At 41.2% G+C, this 17,039-nt stretch carries 18 protein-coding genes; 15 read left to right on the plus strand and 3 right to left on the minus strand.

The features are described 5' to 3' along the window. Window positions 1–48 precede the first annotated feature (48 nt). Window positions 49–1,146 (minus strand): Nif3-like dinuclear metal center hexameric protein, encoded by a 1,098-nt coding sequence (locus WG954_RS11250; protein ID WP_340436490.1) that lies wholly within the window; start codon window positions 1,144–1,146, stop codon window positions 49–51. A 144-nt stretch (window positions 1,147–1,290) separates the two neighbouring features. On the opposite strand from WG954_RS11250, the gene WG954_RS11255 reads away from it, so the two are divergent. Next, window positions 1,291–1,716, plus strand: a complete 426-nt coding sequence (locus WG954_RS11255; protein WP_340436492.1) for a hypothetical protein — start codon at window positions 1,291–1,293, stop codon at window positions 1,714–1,716. 82 nt (window positions 1,717–1,798) lie between these two features. On the opposite strand, the gene WG954_RS11260 is transcribed toward WG954_RS11255, so the two are convergent. Further along, window positions 1,799–2,674 (minus strand): LysR substrate-binding domain-containing protein, encoded by an 876-nt coding sequence (locus tag WG954_RS11260; RefSeq protein ID WP_340436494.1) that lies wholly within the window; start codon window positions 2,672–2,674, stop codon window positions 1,799–1,801. Window positions 2,675–2,824: 150 nt separating this feature from the next. Between WG954_RS11260 and leuC the strand changes: the two genes are divergently transcribed. The 6 genes from leuC (at window position 2,825) to WG954_RS11290 (ending at window position 8,686) form a co-directional block, all read left to right on the plus strand. Further along, window positions 2,825–4,231, plus strand: a complete 1,407-nt coding sequence (gene leuC, locus WG954_RS11265) for a 3-isopropylmalate dehydratase large subunit (protein WP_340436496.1) — start codon at window positions 2,825–2,827, stop codon at window positions 4,229–4,231. Between the two features lie 112 nt (window positions 4,232–4,343). Next, complete coding sequence (gene leuD / locus WG954_RS11270) at window positions 4,344–4,940, plus strand: 3-isopropylmalate dehydratase small subunit (RefSeq protein ID WP_340436498.1); 597 nt, start codon at window positions 4,344–4,346, stop codon at window positions 4,938–4,940. 16 nt (window positions 4,941–4,956) lie between these two features. Continuing rightward, window positions 4,957–6,492, plus strand: a complete 1,536-nt coding sequence (locus tag WG954_RS11275; RefSeq protein ID WP_340436500.1) for a hydroxymethylglutaryl-CoA lyase-like TIM-barrel protein — start codon at window positions 4,957–4,959, stop codon at window positions 6,490–6,492. Between the two features lie 86 nt (window positions 6,493–6,578). Continuing rightward, on the plus strand, window positions 6,579–7,652 hold the full coding sequence (gene leuB, locus WG954_RS11280) for a 3-isopropylmalate dehydrogenase (protein WP_340436502.1): 1,074 nt from the start codon (window positions 6,579–6,581) through the stop codon (window positions 7,650–7,652). A gap of 107 nt (window positions 7,653–7,759) precedes the next feature. Then, window positions 7,760–8,230: a redoxin domain-containing protein gene (locus WG954_RS11285; RefSeq protein ID WP_340436505.1), complete on the plus strand. Its 471-nt coding sequence runs from the start codon at window positions 7,760–7,762 to the stop codon at window positions 8,228–8,230. A 204-nt stretch (window positions 8,231–8,434) separates the two neighbouring features. Then, window positions 8,435–8,686, plus strand: a complete 252-nt coding sequence (locus tag WG954_RS11290) for a T9SS type A sorting domain-containing protein (RefSeq protein ID WP_340436508.1) — start codon at window positions 8,435–8,437, stop codon at window positions 8,684–8,686. Window positions 8,687–8,843: 157 nt separating this feature from the next. Here the strand turns inward: WG954_RS11290 and WG954_RS11295 are convergent, their stop codons facing one another. Further along, window positions 8,844–10,016, minus strand: coding sequence for a class I SAM-dependent rRNA methyltransferase (locus tag WG954_RS11295; RefSeq protein ID WP_340436509.1), 1,173 nt, complete (start codon window positions 10,014–10,016; stop codon window positions 8,844–8,846). 238 nt (window positions 10,017–10,254) lie between these two features. Here WG954_RS11295 and WG954_RS11300 point away from each other — a divergent pair, with 238 nt between their 5' ends. The 8 genes from WG954_RS11300 (at window position 10,255) to WG954_RS11335 (ending at window position 16,977) form a co-directional block, all read left to right on the plus strand. Next, window positions 10,255–10,458, plus strand: a complete 204-nt coding sequence (locus WG954_RS11300) for a hypothetical protein (protein ID WP_340436510.1) — start codon at window positions 10,255–10,257, stop codon at window positions 10,456–10,458. A 149-nt stretch (window positions 10,459–10,607) separates the two neighbouring features. Further along, window positions 10,608–11,177 (plus strand): nucleotide exchange factor GrpE, encoded by a 570-nt coding sequence (locus WG954_RS11305; RefSeq protein ID WP_340436511.1) that lies wholly within the window; start codon window positions 10,608–10,610, stop codon window positions 11,175–11,177. A 78-nt stretch (window positions 11,178–11,255) separates the two neighbouring features. After that, window positions 11,256–12,428 carry a molecular chaperone DnaJ gene (gene dnaJ / locus WG954_RS11310; protein WP_340436512.1) on the plus strand — a complete coding sequence of 391 codons (1,173 nt, stop codon included), beginning with the start codon at window positions 11,256–11,258 and terminating at the stop codon, window positions 12,426–12,428. Between the two features lie 197 nt (window positions 12,429–12,625). Continuing rightward, on the plus strand, window positions 12,626–13,072 hold the full coding sequence (locus WG954_RS11315) for a hypothetical protein (RefSeq protein WP_182805060.1): 447 nt from the start codon (window positions 12,626–12,628) through the stop codon (window positions 13,070–13,072). A 121-nt stretch (window positions 13,073–13,193) separates the two neighbouring features. Beyond that, window positions 13,194–15,038 carry an aspartate--tRNA ligase gene (aspS, locus tag WG954_RS11320; protein ID WP_340436513.1) on the plus strand — a complete coding sequence of 615 codons (1,845 nt, stop codon included), beginning with the start codon at window positions 13,194–13,196 and terminating at the stop codon, window positions 15,036–15,038. An 8-nt stretch (window positions 15,039–15,046) separates the two neighbouring features. Further along, window positions 15,047–15,562: a hypothetical protein gene (locus WG954_RS11325; RefSeq protein ID WP_340436514.1), complete on the plus strand. Its 516-nt coding sequence runs from the start codon at window positions 15,047–15,049 to the stop codon at window positions 15,560–15,562. Further along, complete coding sequence (locus tag WG954_RS11330) at window positions 15,555–16,085, plus strand: hypothetical protein (RefSeq protein WP_340436516.1); 531 nt, start codon at window positions 15,555–15,557, stop codon at window positions 16,083–16,085. The genes WG954_RS11325 and WG954_RS11330 overlap by 8 nt, the downstream gene beginning before the upstream one ends. A gap of 46 nt (window positions 16,086–16,131) precedes the next feature. Next, window positions 16,132–16,977: an alpha/beta hydrolase fold domain-containing protein gene (locus tag WG954_RS11335; RefSeq protein ID WP_340436517.1), complete on the plus strand. Its 846-nt coding sequence runs from the start codon at window positions 16,132–16,134 to the stop codon at window positions 16,975–16,977. Window positions 16,978–17,039 lie beyond the last annotated feature (62 nt).

Genomic DNA, 17,039 nt, shown 5'->3' on the forward strand with positions numbered 1-17,039 from the left:
CTTGCTCATCACTTGTTGTGTCACTCTCTTGTACGTTTGTATTTCTAATCATCTGAAATACTCGACAGGATTCGTTTTCACAGCAGTTTTGAGGACGGCAAAGGTAGGGAATTTCCCGCTCAAATGATCGGCCAGTAAATCGATTGTAAACTGTTCACTTTCCCAATGCCCGATGTCGGCCAGCAACAGCCTGCTTTCGGCATCAAAAAACTCGTGGTATTTCACATCACCGGTTGCAAAAGCATGTGCCCCGGCAGCAAGTGCTGTTTTGGTTAAAAAGCTACCGGCACCGCCACAAAGCGCCACTTTATGAATGGCATGGGCAGGAGGAACAGTATGCCGGATTACACTAAGTTGAAATTGATCCTTAAGTAGTTGGAGGAAATCGGTTGGCGTCATACTGTTGGGTAATTCACCGATCAGACCACTACCGACTGCATTCCATTCATTTGACAGCTGGATAATATCGTAAGCAGGTTCTTCATAAGGATGATGTTTCAGCATAGCTGCAACAATATTCTTCTCCAGCCAGGCAGGAAAAATCGCTTCGATCTTCAATTCTTCTTCCTCATGTCGTATTCCCGGTTCGCCAACAAAAGGAGTTGTTCCCGGCGCACCTTTAAACGTTCCCTTACCCGGGGCATTAAAACTGCATTCGCTGTAGTCGCCAATATGTCCGCCGCCTGCTTCAAAAATGGCTGTGCGAACGATCTCGGCATGCGAAACCGGTACAAAGCTGAACAGTTTGCGAAGCAGAGCTGTTTTTGGCTGGAGTATTTTACAATTAACCAAACCAAGACGCTCAGCCATCTTTGCATTTACTCCTGCAATAACATGATCAAGATTGGTATGAATAGCATAAACGGCAATATCATATTTAATGGAAGCTATCACGGCACGCTCTACATACGTTTTACCGTTGATCTTTTTTAATCCGCTGAAAACAATGGGGTGGTGAGCCACAACCATGTTAAGCCCTTTCTCTTTTGCTTCGAGAATCACTTCTTCAGTTGCATCAAGGCTCACCAATATCCCCGTGCATTCCCAGGCAGGTGAACCGGTAAGAAGTCCTGAATTGTCATAACCTTCCTGTAAGGAGGGTGGGGCAACTGTTTCCAGAAAACGAACGATATCTCCAATTTGCATGTCGTAAAAATAAGATAATTCAGAATGAAACGTTGAAAGAGGAAGTTAAGCGGTTGAAAACCCGATGGTTGGGTTTTGCGTACTTATACTGTTGGCAAATCAGCAAAACAAGTTGTATTTTTAAACCCCGTTAACTTGAAATCTATGAAGCAGTTATTGATTCTTTCCTTCAGTTTATTACTGCTTTCCGGCTGTAAAAAAGCCATAAAGCGTACCCAGGAACAAATTGCCGAAACATTAATTGTAAAAGCAATGACCGATGGTCGTTGGGCGGTATCTGTATACACAGATGGTACCACCGATTACAAGCCTGAGTTTGATGGTTACGAGTTTCAGTTTAAAACAGATCGTAAAGTTGATGCAATTAAAAATGCAATTACTGAATCGACCGGCACATGGAATGAAGATCGGGTGAATATTGCCATCATGGCCGATTACCCTGACAATGCAGCCTCCACTTTACAACGTTTAGATGGTGTTTGGAAGATGAGGGACAGTAATTGGACGTGGGTAAAAGCTGAGCAAGTTATCAATGGTAAACTTGTAAAGCTTGAATTGACCAAAAAATAAAATCATTGCAATAAAATAATAGAAAAGCGCTTTCAGTTGAGAGCGCTTTTTTGTTTGACAGATAGTTTTGTGCAGATCGTCATCACTTCATCTGCTTCTGTATCATCTCTGTAAACACCAATGCAGCTTTTTTTCGATAGCTATCCTTCGGCCACGTAATAGAGGCCTGGCTAATGATGTTTAATCCTTTAATAGGAATGGTTTTTAAAGTCTGTCTTCCTTTAGCTGCAGCAACCGTCATGATGGTGCAAAAATTCCCTGTTTCAACCAATTGAAGCAGTGTATTAATATCATTCAACTCCATTTTAATATTTGGCTCCACCTTGTTTTTCGCCAGCTCTTCATTTAAAAAATGTCTTGTATGAAATCCTTTTGCAGGCAGCACCAACGGAATATCTTTTAAATCTTTTATTGATACTATTTTTTTATCAGCAATCGGGTTCGATGGATGCACGACCAATGTTAGCGGCGATTCATACAACCGCTGTGAAATAAACATATCGTTATCCTGCAATTCCAGAAACGAAAGCAGGAAATCAACTCTTGTCGACTTCAGTTTATCAAGCAAATCTTCTGATGTACCAAACTCAATAATAATCTTCACATCGGGGTATTGTGCAGAAAACTGGATGAGCACCGGCGTGAGCAATGCCGACAAACCATAGGTAACGCCAATCCGCAGTTCACCGGTCTTAATTCCTTTCAAGTCATTAATTACAAAGCGACCGCTTTCTGAATCGGCAATCGTTTGCCGGGCATAGGGTAAAAACAAGCTCCCGGCCTCGGTAATACGCACCCGCTTACCGATACGGTCGAATAAAGGCATCCCCAATTCATCTTCCAATTGCTTGATCTGCTGGCTCAAAGTACTCTGACTGATATACAAAGCATGAGCCGCTTCAGTAAAATTGAGCAGTTCTGCTGACCTGATAAAATAACGTAGTTGACGAAGCTCCATAATGATCGATCGGTTTTACCGATTGAAGTGATAGAAAAATACAGTTATACAAATTTAGGATTTAAAAATACATTTGGGCTGTAATAAGCGATTGATTGTAACATATTGCTGATCTGGTCGCAAATTTTCATCCTTCTAATACAAAAGAATATGAGTCATACGCCAACAACTTTGTTCGATAAGGTTTGGGATTCCCATGTTGTACGCAGCATTCCGGATGGTCCTGATGTGTTTTTTATTGATCGTCATTTTATTCATGAAGTAACCAGCCCGGTTGCGTTTCTCGGTTTAGAAAACCGTGGTTTAAAAGTGATGTTCTCTGAAAAAACATTTGCAACGGCCGATCATAACACGCCAACCATCAATCAACATTTACCGGTGAAGGATCCGCTTTCTGCTAATCAGTTGAAAGCATTGGAAACAAATTCGGCCAAATATGGTATTTCGCATTGGGGTTTGGGAAATCCGAAAAATGGTATTGTGCATGTGGTTGGTCCTGAAAATGGAATTACACTTCCGGGTATGACGATCGTATGTGGTGATTCGCATACTTCAACACATGGTGCGTTTGGTGCTATTGCATTTGGTATCGGTACAAGTGAAGTGGAGATGGTGTTGAGCTCGCAATGTATCATGCAGCCAAAGCCAAAGAAAATGCGCATCACCATCAATGGTAAATTAGGAAAAGGTGTTGTGCCGAAGGATGTGCCTTTATTTATTTTATCACAGATTTCTGCAAGTGGCGCAACCGGTTATTTCATTGAGTTTGCCGGTGAAGTGTTTGAGAACATGAGCATGGAAGGTCGTATGACTGTTTGTAACCTCTCGATTGAAATGGGTGCACGTGGTGGTATGGTTGCTCCCGATGAAACAACGTTTAACTATTTAAAAGGAAGAGACCTTACACCAAAAGGTGAAGCATGGGAGAAAGGCCTGGCTTATTGGAAAACATTAAAGACAGATGCAGATGCAAAGTTTGATCTCGAATTGAATTTCACTGCAGATCAGATAGAACCACAAATTACATACGGTACAAATCCTGGCTTGGGTACAGGTATTACCCACAATATTCCTCTTGCTGCTGATGTGAAAGATGGTGAAGCTTCTTACAAAAAATCACTCGCTTACATGGGCTTTGCTGAAAATGAAAAGATCATTGGGAAGCAGGTTGACTATGTGTTCTTAGGAAGTTGCACCAACGGACGAATTGAAGATTTCAGAGCATTTGCAAGCATTGTAAAAGGAAGAAAGAAAGCCGATAATATTACAGCATGGTTAGTGCCCGGCTCACATATTGTAGAGCAACAAATTAAAGAAGAAGGTATTCTTGATGTTTTGACGGAAGCAGGTTTCCAGTTACGTCAGCCCGGTTGTTCTGCATGTTTGGCAATGAACGATGATAAAATTCCTGCAGGTAAATATGCAGTAAGTACAAGTAACAGAAACTTTGAAGGTCGTCAGGGTCCCGGTGCAAGAACATTGCTTGCAAGTCCATTGGTGGCTGCTGCTGCTGCTGTTACAGGCGTAGTAACTGATCCGAGAGAACTAATTGCATAAATACAATGTCGGATATAGGATGTCTGATTTTGGATGTCTTCAAGCCGATAGAGTTTTACAAAAATCAAGATCAAACAAATCATAAACCAGACATCATAAATCATACATCAAAATGGCCTACGATAAATTTACAGTCCTCAAAAGCACAGCGGTGCCAATGCCGATCGAGAATGTGGACACCGATCAAATTATTCCTGCACGCTTTTTAAAAGCAACCAAGCGTGAAGGTTTTGGCGATAATCTTTTCCGTGACTGGCGTTATAACGGCGACGAAACACCGAAACAGGATTTCGTCTTGAACAATCCTATTTACTCCGGTAAAATTTTAGTGGGTGGTAAAAACTTTGGCAGCGGTAGTAGTCGTGAACATGCTGCATGGGCTATTTATGATTATGGTTTCCGTTGCGTGGTATCCAGCTTCTTTGCTGACATATTCAAAGGCAATGCACTTAATATCGGCATCTTACCTGTAACAGTTAGTCCTGAATTTTTAGATAAGATTTTCAAAGCAATTGAGGCCGATCCAAAAGCTGAACTGGAAGTAAATCTTCCTGAGCAAACGATCAGCATTGTTGCAACAGGTGAAAAAGAATCATTCGATATCAACGGTTATAAAAAGCATAACATGATCAATGGTTTCGATGATATCGATTACCTGCAATCGATGAAAGAAGAGATCAATGCTTTTGCATCAAAAAGTTTATACTAAGCTACCCAAAACAAATATGCCTCCAACTAAGCGTTACATTGAAATAATGGATACCACACTGCGTGATGGCGAACAAACCAGCGGCGTATCCTTTTCAGCATCCGAAAAATTAACGATCGCACAACTGCTGTTAACAGAAGTAAAAGTTGATCGTATTGAAATCGCATCTGCCCGTGTATCGGAAGGAGAATTTGATGCAGTGAAAAAAATTACGAAGTGGGCAAAGGCAAACGATCTGTTGAACAGGGTAGAAGTGCTCACGTTTGTTGATGGAACGGTATCAGTTGACTGGATGATCAAAGCCGGTGCAAAAGTGGCAAACCTGTTAACCAAAGGTTCGCTTAATCATCTTACACATCAGCTTAAGAAAAAACCTGAGCAACACTTTGCTGAAATTGCTGAAGTGATCAAACTTGCAAAAAAGAAAGGCATTGACAGCAATGTATATCTCGAAGACTGGAGCAATGGAATGCGTCATTCAAAAGAATACGTTTTTCAGTATCTCGATTTTATTGTGAAGCAACCGGTGAAGCGTGTGATGTTGCCTGATACACTCGGCATCTTAACGCCATCTGAAGTGTTTGATTTTGTTTCTGAAATTGTACAACGTTATCCCGATACGCATTTTGATTTTCATGGTCATAATGATTATGATCTCGGAACAGCCAATGTGCTGGAGGCAATGAAAGCAGGTGCTCATGGTTTGCATCTTACAGTAAACGGCATGGGCGAACGTGCAGGTAATGCGCCATTAGCAAGTGCTATTGCAGTGATGCACGATTTTATGCCGAACATTAAATCGTCTGTTGTAGAAAAATCATTGTATGGTGTAAGCAAGTTGGTGGAAACATTTTCAGGTGTTCGCATTCCTTCAAACAAACCTGTTGTGGGAGAGAATGTGTTTACGCAAACAGCAGGCATTCATGCCGATGGTGATAAAAAGAATAAACTTTATTTCAGTGATCTGATGCCGGAGCGTTTTGGTCGCCAACGCAAATATGCATTGGGCAAAACAAGCGGTAAAGCAAACATTGAAAATAATCTTGCACAGTTAGGTATTCAGTTGGCTGACGAAGATCTGAAAAAAGTAACGCAACGTATCATTGAGTTGGGTGATAAGAAAGAAGTGGTAACTCCTGCTGATCTTCCTTATATACTTTCAGATGTGCTCGACAGTAATTCTATCCAGGATAAAGTGCGTGTGGAGAACTATGTGTTAACTCATTCGAAGAATCTTCGTCCTTCAGTTACACTTCATTTAAACATTGACGGAGAAACGTTTGAAGAACATGCGCAAGGCGATGGTCAGTATGATGCATTCATGAATGCATTGAAGAAAATTTACAGACAAAAGAAAAGAGAATTACCACAGTTAACCGATTATGCTGTGCGGATTCCTCCCGGCGGTAAGAGTGATGCCTTGTGCGAAACAATCATTACCTGGAGTTATAACAACAAAGAATTTAAAACAAGAGGTCTTGACAGCGATCAAACAGTTTCTGCTATCAAGGCAACACAAAAAATGTTGAACATAATAGTGAGTGGTGAGTAGTGAGTGAACATCGTCTTACGCTTTCGCCTGACGGATTAAACTGACGACTGACAATTCACGGCTCACGAAAAAAAATCATAACAAGAATGGCAACAAAACACATTTTAATTGTTCCGGGCGATGGTATCGGACAGGAAGTAACAGCAGTTGGTAAAAAAGTATTGGATAAGATCGCTGCAAAGTTTGGTCACACATTTACGTACGATGAAGCATTGATCGGTCACGTAGCGATTGAGGCAACAGGTGTTCCGTTGCCTGATGAGTCATTAGAGAAAATGCGTAATTCAGATGCAGTTTTATTTGGTGCCGTTGGTCATCCCAAATATGATAACGATCCTTCTGCAAAAGTTCGTCCTGAGCAAGGCTTGTTGAAGATGCGTAAAGAGCTTGGATTGTATGCCAATCTTCGTCCCATTAAATTATTTGATGAGTTGTTGGGTGCATCAAGCATTAAACCTGAAATTTTAAAAGGTGCTGATATTTTATTCTTCCGTGAATTGACCGGTGATATTTACTTCGGTGAAAAAGGACGTAAAAACAATGGCGATACAGCTTATGATATTGCAGAGTACAGCCGTTACGAAGTAGAACGTATTGCTCGCAAAGCATTTGAAGCAGCACGCACACGTAAAAAGAAATTATGTTCTGTTGATAAGGCGAATGTAATTGAAACATCAAGATTGTGGAGAGAAGTGGTGCAGAAAGTGGCATTGGAATATCCTGATATAGAAGTAGAACATCAGTTTGTTGATGCAACAGCGATGTTGCTGATCAAAGATCCTCGTCGTTTTGATGTGGTAGTAACTGCCAATCTGTTTGGTGATATCCTTACCGATGAAGCTTCACAAATTGCAGGTTCAATGGGAATGTTGGCAAGTGCTTCTATTGGTGATGGTACAGGTGTATATGAACCCATTCATGGTTCGGCACATGATATCACCGGCAAGGGTGTGGCCAATCCGTTAGCTTCTGTTTTATCAGCAGCGTTATTATTAGACATTTCTTTTGGTATGAAAGAAGAATCAGAAGCGGTCATCAGTGCTGTTGATAAAGTATTAAAAGACGGGTTCCGTTCAAGAGATATTGCAGATGCAACAACGCCGGCAGAGAAGATCCTTGGCACCGATGCTATGGGTGAGCAGGTTCTGCTACATATATAAAAGTAAACTGAACTTAAAAAAGGGAAGCATTTTTACAATGCTTCCCTTTTTGTTTAACAAATTTGCAAAGTGGTTGTTATTGATAAAAATTTAAACAAGTAAATCATATGACTATTCAAATTGGACAGAAAGCCCCGGAATTTTCGCTCTTTGATACGGAAAGGAAGAAAGTAAGTCTCACCGATTTTAAAGGAAAGAATGTGTTGATCCTGTTTTACCCACAGGCATTTTCCAGCACCTGCACTGCTGAACTTTGTACGGTAAGGGATGATATTGCCCGGTATAACAATGCCAATGCAGAGGTTTTGGGTATTTCAGTTGATTCTGTGTTCACTCTGAAAAGATATAAAGAGGAGCAGGGTTATAATTTCCCTTTGCTAAGCGATTTTAATAAAGAAGTATCGGCAGCTTACGATTCCTTGTACGAGAACTGGATACTTGAAATGAAAGGTGTTTCTAAACGAAGTGCTTTTATAGTTGACAAGGAAGGTATTATCCAGTACGTTGAATTAGTTGAAACGAAAGATGGCGTGCCTGATTTTGAGGCCATCAACAAAAAACTGGAATCACTCAACTGATTCATTGTCTGTGGAATAAGAGGGCAAATCAAATAAGGGTTTGCCCTTTCTTTTTTAAGAAATGTGAGAAAAAGCTTGTAAATTGCAGATAATAAAACTAAGTTTGTTTCGTTGAAACGGATTTTTACCATACTCGCCTGTATCCTTTTGATAACCACAGCAACCGCCCAGACGGACAGAACACCCGCTGGAAACGCTGAAAATGTGGTTAAGGTTGTCCGTTTTTATCCCAACCCCGCTTCTTCCTTTATCAATTTTGAGTTTAAAGAAACACGCCTTGCAGATTTTTCTTTCAAGGTCTTCAACTTTATTGGCAAGAAGGTTTTAGAGATCAATAATCTTACCCCACGTACTGTTGTCAACCTCAACGATTATTTCCGTGGTGTTTATATCTTCCAGTTGACCGACCGCAATGGTAAAGTTGTTGAGAGTGGTAAGTTCCAGGTCGTGAAATAATTTCAATCTTGTTTTATTGAATAATTGTGAAGGCTCAGACGAGTCTTTTTTAATTTGCACCTATTCAGACTGGTTATAGCCTTTCTTCAAAAAGAACGCCGTCAGTTTACATAACTGACGACGTTCCCATATTTTCAACTTTGTATCTCGTACTTCATCAAAGCACTTGCACAATCAAAAACTTCAAATAATGTGTATTCTCCCAACCCCAGATGATCGGGTGATCGGAGCTTTGTGTTTGGAATGTAACCTGGCGTAATTGTCTGCGTGCATCTTTCGCTGCCATTTGAATGATCTCTAAAAACAGATCGGGCTGCACAAGATTGGTGCAGGAAGATGTAACAAGAAAACCTCCCGGCTTTACAAGCTTCATTCCACGAAGGTTGATCTCTTTATAACCGGTGATCGCTTTTTGTATGGTTGCTCTTGATTTACTGAACGACGGAGGATCAAGCATTACCACATCATACTGCTTATCTTCTTTCACCCATGTCTTTAAAACATCAAATGCATTCACACATTCAAATTTGCATTTGTCGGCAACGCCGTTAAGCTCAGCGTTTTTATTACACATGGCAATAGCACTTTCTGATATGTCAAGGCCGTGAACACTTTTTGCGCCGTACTTTGCTGCATGAATTTCAAACGTACCTGTGTAAGTGAATGCGCCTAACACTTCTGCATCTTTCACAATGTGTTCAATGTGCCTGCGGTTATCCTGTTGATCAAGGAAGTAGCCCGTCTTTTGTCCATTGGCAATATCAACATGAAACTGCAATCCGTTTTCATTGATGATGATGTTGGTATCGAATGGTTCACTCAAGAAACCTTTCTTCTGTTCCATGCCTTCCAGCTCACGGATAGGAACATCGTTGCGTTCGTAAATGCCTTTTGGTTGAAAGATTTGATTGATCGCTTTTACAATGGCATCCTTCCACATATCAATACCGAGCGCCAGTGTTTGTAGAACGAAATAATCGTTGAATTTATCAATGATGAGTTGTGGTAAGCCATCAGCTTCACCAAAGATCAAACGGCAATTTTCAATGTATCCCATTTGCTGCCGTTGCTTCCACGCTTCGCTCAGTTTGCGTAAAAAGAAATCATCATTGATCTCTTCATTCTTTTTTCTTGTAAGAATACGAACGAGTATCTGCGATTTTGGATTGATATAACCCCGGCCTAAAAACTTATCGTCATGTGTATGCACATCTACTATGGCTCCTGCTTCTGCATTTCCATCAACACGGTTCACTTCATTTGCAAAAACCCATGGATGCCCGTTTGCTACACGTTGAGAGATCTTTCTGTTGAGCGTCACTTTTGTCATAGCCGGCAAAGGTATTTTTAAAAAATGAGTTTCGTGCAACGAAATCAATTGTATAGAGGTCAACCAAATAAAAGGACTTATGAAACTTTATCATCTTTTATTATTCGTCACTTTGTTTTTATTATCTGCGTGCAGCAAACCGTATCCACCTGAGGGAAGTTTTAAAGCAAAATTGCTGGCATCGTTCTGAGCCTTCCATATTGTACAGATAGAAGATGCTGATGGGAAAGGACGGGGTATGGACTGGACCGATCCTTCAGGAAAGCAATACAAGAATGTATTTACTGTAAAAAACCATTGCGATTTTGCAAAGGCAGGATTGAAAGTTGGTGACAGATTTACTGCCGTAATTGTGCAGGAAGCCCGGGAAGTAAACTGTGCGGTGTGCATGGGTTTTATGGAAACTCCACCACTGCAATGGAATATTAGAGTGGCTGAATAATTTTCTGTTTTATGTTTAGGTTGGGCATCCGGAAACGGGTGCCTTTTTGTTTTGATCCGGGAGATTTTGAGGTAGCAGGACAATTTGTCCCAATTCAGCCATTGGCAATATTCTTGACCAGCTTACCTTTGCCGACAATTTTACCTTTTATGGAAGAAAAGACGAACGAAATGACAGAACAAAACGCAGCTGAACTGAACGATACTGCTTTCAGTGCCAATATTAATACAGATGAAAACATTGCAGGCGTTAATCACCTCAATGAGCAAATTGCCGAAGAAACCGAACTGGAAAAATTAAAGGAAGCTGTGGAGGAAGAGAAGAAAAAATATCTCTACCTCATGGCTGAATTCGACAATTTCCGTCGACGTACTGCAAAAGAAAGGGTGGAGCAGATGCAAACTGCAGGGAAAGAGGTAATCGTTTCAATGCTGGAAGTGCTTGATGATACCGACCGTGCAGAAGCGGAGCTCGCAAAAAATGGTGGAGTAGATGAAGGTGTAAAACTGGTGTTTCATAAACTCCGTTCCACCTTACAAAACCGTGGCCTGAAGGCTATGGAAACAAAAGGCCAGGACTTTGATGCCGATAAGCACGAAGCAATTACTGAAATTCCTGCACCGGAAGGCATGAAAGGGAAAGTAATTGATGAAATTGAAAAAGGTTATTTACTCAACGATAAGATCATCCGCTTTGCAAAAGTGGTTGTAGGAAAATAGGCTGCCAGCCGCAAGCCATCAGCTGCAAGCTGGTTTGCGTTTTACTAAAAGCTTGCAGCTAAAAGCTAGTAGCAATATATGTCAACAAAAAGAGATTTTTACGAAATACTCGGGGTAAGCAAGACTGCTTCTGCGGACGAGATCAAAAAAGCGTATCGCAAAGTGGCCATGCAGTTTCACCCCGACCGGAACCCCGGAAACAAAGAAGCCGAAGAAAAATTTAAAGAAGCGGCTGAGGCTTACGAGATATTAAGTGATGCTGATAAAAAATCACAATATGATCGTTATGGGCATGCCGGTGTAAGTGGCAACGGCCGTGGTGGATTTGGCGGTGGTCAGAACATGAACATGGATGATATCTTCAGCCAGTTTGGAGATATTTTCGGCGACGATGTATTTGGGAGTTTCTTTGGCGGTGGCGGTCAACGCAGAGGCGGTGGTGGCGGAAGAGCAAGAGGTGTTAGAGGAAGCAATCTTCGTGTTCGTATAAAATTGAATTATGAAGAGATCGCAAAAGGTGCCAGCAAAACAATCAAAGTAAAAAAATACGTTAGCTGTAACACCTGCGGCGGCACTGGTGCGAAAGATAAAAGCAGCATGCAAACCTGCGGCACATGCGGTGGTAGTGGTCAGGTAAGACGAGTACAAAATACGTTCCTCGGACAAATGCAGACGGTTACAACTTGTCCAACCTGTAATGGTGAGGGTTCAACCATCGCACACAAGTGTACAGCATGTAAAGGTGAAGGCCGTGTATATGGCGAAGAAAATATTACGATCGAAATACCTGCAGGTATACAGGAAGGAATGCAGTTAAATGTTAGTGGCAAAGGAAATATGGGTGAGCGTGGTGGCGCTCCCGGTGATCTGATCGTATTGATAGAAGAAGAAGCACATCCGCAGTTGCACCGTGATGGATTGAATGTGGCGTATGACCTGCATATCTCATTTCCTGATGCAGTATTTGGTATTCAGGCCGAAGTGCCAACCATTGATGGTCGTGCAAAGATCAAAATACCACCGGGTACGCAAAGTGGGAAAGTGTTTCGCTTAAAAGGCAAAGGTTTCCCTGCTGTTCAGAGTTATGAAAAAGGTGATCAACTCATTTATGTAAATGTGTGGACGCCACAGCACCTCACTTCAGAAGAAAAAGCCATATTGGAGAAATTACAGCAGGGCCAGAATTTTCAACCCAAACCTGAAAAAGGAGAGAAGGGTTTCTTTGAGCGGGTGAGAGAAATGTTTAGCTAAATTGAAAAGTAGAAAAAGTTAGAGGCGAGTGGTAAAACTGCTCGCCTCTTTTTTATCCGCCATAATATGCCCTCGAAGGACAGGAAGGTTGAGTCTTCTGTTGTCAATCTCAACATCAGCTCGAATGCTCCGCCCTTCGAATGCTCAGGCTTCGTTCGATTCCTTATTTTTACGGTTTCCCAAAAAGCATAGCAAACATGAGCAATAATCTGATCTATTCTATTCCTGCAAGGTTTCGTCGTATTGAAAATCTGCATATTCTTTTCTGGCTTATTAAAGATGCATGTTGGGCTTTGAATCTTCATATCCCGGCGTTGATCATGATTGTTCCAACGATGTTGGCGGCATTAATTATTACTTGGCAAACAAGAAAAATATTCTCTGAACTGGTACATAACCTGGCGGTTGTATTCTGGATCACGGCCAACTGTACCTGGATGATCGGTGAGTTTTATGGTTGGGACGAAGGAAAGTTCGGGCTTCGTAACATGTCGTTGATTCCTTTCAGTATCGGGTTATTAATTCTTTTCGTGTATTACTTGTTGTATTTCGTGAACCGAAAATTCAGAGAAAAAGTGATTGTTCAAACTGAAGAGGCGTTGAAAGAGGAGCTGAGCCATCAAACAGAACGAAAAACAGCCTGAAACTGCTTCGGATGGTTGCCTCTCAGTAGTTATCTTTGCGCACCTTAGCAAACCGTTTATGTTGAAGCTGTAGAGTCCGGATTGGACTTTTCAATTTCAACTTTCAATTTTAAACTTTACTATGTATCGTTCTCATACCTGTGGCGAATTAAGAAGCAATCATGTTGGTAACACAGTAACCCTGGCTGGCTGGGTGCAAACCGTTCGTAAGTTCGGCAGCATTACGTTTGTTGATTTACGTGACCGTTATGGAATTACACAGTTGTTGTTTGGTGAAGAACTGAATAAAGTGCTGGATGAAAATCCGCTTGGTCGTGAGTTTGTATTGCAGGCAACCGGTACCGTTAGCGAACGTAGTAACAAGAATCCAAACATTGCAACAGGCGATATTGAAATCCTTATTACTGAATTTAAGGTGTTGAATAAATCTGCAGTTCCGCCTTTCACCATTCAGGACGATACTGATGGTGGCGATGATCTGCGCATGAAATACCGTTTCCTTGATCTGCGTCGTAATGCAGTGAAACGAAATATTGAATTACGTTATGCGGTGAACCGTGCTGCAAGAAATTATCTGCATGGTAATGGTTTCATGGATATTGAAACACCTTTCTTAATTAAATCAACACCCGAAGGTGCAAGAGATTTTGTGGTGCCGAGCCGTATGAACCCCGGACAGTTTTATGCATTGCCGCAAAGCCCGCAAACGTTTAAGCAATTGTTGATGGTGAGTGGTTACGATCGTTACTACCAGGTGGTGAAATGTTTCCGTGACGAAGATCTGCGTGCCGATCGGCAACCGGAGTTTACACAGATCGACTGTGAAATGGCATTTGTTGAACAGGAAGATATCCTCAACATGTTTGAAGGAATGATCAAATCGATCTTCAAAGATGTAAAGAACATCGACTACACAGAAACTGTTGAACGCATGACTTGGGAAGAAGCGATGTGGCAATACGGAAACGACAAGCCGGATATTCGTTTCGACATGAAGATCTGCAACCTCAAATTCCCTGCACATACATTTCCAACAAAACAAAGTCAATCAGCATTGATTGACGGTGCAGATTTTAAAGTGTTTGATGAAGCTGAAACAGTGGTAGCGATTGCAGCTCCCGGTTGCAGTGAATATACACGCAAGCAAACTGATGAATTAACGGAGTGGGTGAAACGTCCACAAATTGGTATGAAGGGGTTGGTGTTCATCAAATGCAATGCAGATGGTACTTATAAAAGCAGTGTAGATAAATTTTACGGCGAAGAAAAATTAAAAGCCATTGCTGAAGCAACCAATGCAAAAGCAGGTGATTTGATTTTGATTTTAGCAGGTGCAGAAGAACGCACACGTAAAGCCATCAGCGATCTGCGGATGTACATGGCCGATAAGTTGGGCTTGCGCAAAGCTGATGATTATAAATTATTGTGGGTGCTCGACTTCCCATTGTTTGAATTTGCACTGGAAGACCAGGATGGAGGCGGAGCCGGTAGATGGGTTGCAAGACATCATCCGTTTACAAGTCCAAAGCCATCGCATATTGAAACAATGATCAATAACAGTCCGAAAGTGGATGATCTTGACAAATACCTGGAGCATCCGTATGCCGGCATCAAAGCCAATGCATACGATATGGTGTTGAATGGAAATGAAATTGGTGGTGGTTCCATCCGTATCTATCAACGTGAGCTGCAGGAAAAAATGTTTGCCGCTTTGGGTATGGATGCAGAAGAACAACAACACAAGTTTGGATTCTTACTTGGTGCGTTTGAATATGGTGCACCGCCGCATGGTGGGATAGCATTTGGTTTCGATCGCCTTTGTGCAATCCTGGGTGGCAGCGAAAGCATCCGTGATTTCATTGCCTTTCCGAAAAATAATTCCGGAAGAGATGTAATGCTTGATGCACCAAGCGAAATCGCTGCAAAGCAGTTTGATGAGTTGCAGATAAAGCTGGATTTGAAATAAAGATGGAAATGCTACATCCTAAGTGGAAGATATTTTCAGTTTCGAATTATGTCAACATTGTCATTTGGGTTTTGGTTCTTGCTTTAACGGTTGGAAATGCAATTAATAATTCAAGGTATGTTAACATGCTGCAATGGGAATTCTTTGTATTTCTGCTGATTGCCGGATTTTCAGTTCTCATTAGTTTGCTTAACTTATATGTTCTTAAAAATTTTTTCCCTGAAAAAGCATTAAGGGGAAGTGTAAACATAACCTACACTACCGGTATTGTATTTTGGTTTACTCTTATTCCAGTGCTTCTCTTCATATTTTGCTTTGGATTTTATGAAGAGTTTATTAATCCCGAACAAAAGGGTTCAGCTGGTGGTAAAATTGCTTTAGTAATTATCATAACTATTGTGACTAATCTCTTGTTTGTATTAATTTGGCAAATTAAGTTAAAGCGATTTTTGTCAAAAAGGCAACAGCTATCACTTGATGATATGATACAATCAATTGGCTCAGAAATTAATAATAATGAATAGAATGCTTTTCTATCGGATCTTCTCTTATTTCCTTTTAATCATCGCTGCAATCTTCGGTATTGCCGCATTGTTTGCATTACTGATTGCATTATCAAACCCGGCATTGCTGCTTAGTGTGTTTGTGATTGTGGCAGTTGTGATCTATAGCATTGCCAGTTTCCTGTTCCTGTTGAATGGGATTGATGGTAAACGTCAACTTCAACCAAAGTTGCGTGACTGGATAAAAGTAAATGCTTACGTTGCTCTTGTGTTTGTGATCATGAATATCTTTCAGTCAATTGCAGTGTTGCAGAACCCCGCAATTCTTTCCGATGCTGTTAAGCAGGTAAGTGATATGCAGCAATCCAACTCACCCGTATCGTCGGCTTTGATGTTGCGTATTATGAAATCAGTGGTTTGGTTCCTGCTTTTTTACGCTGTTATACTCGGCGTTCATATAAGTTTTACGTTTCGTTACCTGAAGCAATATGCTCACCTTTTTGCGGAGAAAAATAACGACACTCCCGTGGATGGTTCTTTTTAACACAATTCATCTCCCGCTTCTTCGTTTCTTTATGCAAACGAAACCTATGCGCATTCTTCTCATTTGTTTGGTTGCAGCTATCAGTCTCTTTTCCTGTAAGAAAAAAGATAAGGATGCCAATGGCGCACAAACATTGCTTAATGTGAAATACGGAACTGATACAAAACAGGCAATGGATGTGTATCTGCCTTCAGGAAGAAGCACATCCGAAACTCCTGTACTTATTTTGATTCACGGTGGCGGCTGGACGGAAGGCAGCCGTGCCGATCTCAATGCTTATGTTGATACACTAAAACGCCGTTCTCCGAAGTATGCCATTTTCAACATCAGTTATCGTTTGGCCGCAAACGGACAGAATCTTTTTCCTTCCCAAGAACAAGATGTAAAAGCGGCCATTGAATTTATTCTAAGCAAACGGGACGAGTATAGAATTTCTGATCGCTTTGGATTGATCGGCGCAAGTGCCGGAGCACATTTGGCGTTGTTGCATGCTTATAAATACACAACGCCAATAAAGGTAAAGGCTGTTATTTCATTTTTTGGCCCAACGGAGTTGGTGCAACTGTATAACAATCCACCAAATCCCTTTGTGCCTGCATTATTAGTCAGTGTAACAGGTGCTACACCAACTTCCAATCCTGTTATTTACCAACAATCATCTCCATTTAATTTTGCAGTGAGCAGCAGTGCACCAACTTTACTCCTGCATGGTAGCAACGATATAGTTGTGTCGTCTTCGCAATCGGCTATTTTGAAAGATAAGTTGAATGCAGTTGCTGTGCCTAATCAGTATGTGTTATATCCCGGGGGTGGGCATGGCGATTGGAGTCCGTTGATTTATTATGATGCGTTCAATAAAATTGATGCCTTTTTAAAACTTTATCATCCATAAAAGAGGCATACCGTTTCTCATATCTGCTCTCTTAAATTTCCATAATTGGTATAACTTGCCTG

Source organism: Lacibacter sp. H375 (assembly GCF_037892425.1).
Taxonomy (GTDB): Bacteria; Bacteroidota; Bacteroidia; order Chitinophagales; family Chitinophagaceae; genus Lacibacter.

What these genes read in the sequence shown, in the direction of transcription:
- WG954_RS11325 (WP_340436514.1), top strand. Translation starts at nt 15,047, where the DNA reads ATGCTACATCCTAAGTGGAAGATATTTTCAGTTTCGAATTATGTCAAC.
- WG954_RS11275 (WP_340436500.1), top strand. Translation starts at nt 4,957, where the DNA reads ATGCCTCCAACTAAGCGTTACATTGAAATAATGGATACCACACTGCGT.
- WG954_RS11315 (WP_182805060.1), top strand. Translation starts at nt 12,626, where the DNA reads ATGAGCAATAATCTGATCTATTCTATTCCTGCAAGGTTTCGTCGTATT.
- leuC (WP_340436496.1), top strand. Translation starts at nt 2,825, where the DNA reads ATGAGTCATACGCCAACAACTTTGTTCGATAAGGTTTGGGATTCCCAT.
- WG954_RS11250 (WP_340436490.1), bottom strand. Translation starts at nt 1,146, where the DNA reads ATGCAAATTGGAGATATCGTTCGTTTTCTGGAAACAGTTGCCCCACCC.
- leuD (WP_340436498.1), top strand. Translation starts at nt 4,344, where the DNA reads ATGGCCTACGATAAATTTACAGTCCTCAAAAGCACAGCGGTGCCAATG.
- WG954_RS11300 (WP_340436510.1), top strand. Translation starts at nt 10,255, where the DNA reads ATGGACTGGACCGATCCTTCAGGAAAGCAATACAAGAATGTATTTACT.
- WG954_RS11285 (WP_340436505.1), top strand. Translation starts at nt 7,760, where the DNA reads ATGACTATTCAAATTGGACAGAAAGCCCCGGAATTTTCGCTCTTTGAT.
- WG954_RS11260 (WP_340436494.1), bottom strand. Translation starts at nt 2,674, where the DNA reads ATGGAGCTTCGTCAACTACGTTATTTTATCAGGTCAGCAGAACTGCTC.
- aspS (WP_340436513.1), top strand. Translation starts at nt 13,194, where the DNA reads ATGTATCGTTCTCATACCTGTGGCGAATTAAGAAGCAATCATGTTGGT.
- WG954_RS11330 (WP_340436516.1), top strand. Translation starts at nt 15,555, where the DNA reads ATGAATAGAATGCTTTTCTATCGGATCTTCTCTTATTTCCTTTTAATC.
- WG954_RS11255 (WP_340436492.1), top strand. Translation starts at nt 1,291, where the DNA reads ATGAAGCAGTTATTGATTCTTTCCTTCAGTTTATTACTGCTTTCCGGC.
- leuB (WP_340436502.1), top strand. Translation starts at nt 6,579, where the DNA reads ATGGCAACAAAACACATTTTAATTGTTCCGGGCGATGGTATCGGACAG.
- WG954_RS11335 (WP_340436517.1), top strand. Translation starts at nt 16,132, where the DNA reads ATGCGCATTCTTCTCATTTGTTTGGTTGCAGCTATCAGTCTCTTTTCC.
- dnaJ (WP_340436512.1), top strand. Translation starts at nt 11,256, where the DNA reads ATGTCAACAAAAAGAGATTTTTACGAAATACTCGGGGTAAGCAAGACT.
- WG954_RS11295 (WP_340436509.1), bottom strand. Translation starts at nt 10,016, where the DNA reads ATGACAAAAGTGACGCTCAACAGAAAGATCTCTCAACGTGTAGCAAAC.
- WG954_RS11305 (WP_340436511.1), top strand. Translation starts at nt 10,608, where the DNA reads ATGGAAGAAAAGACGAACGAAATGACAGAACAAAACGCAGCTGAACTG.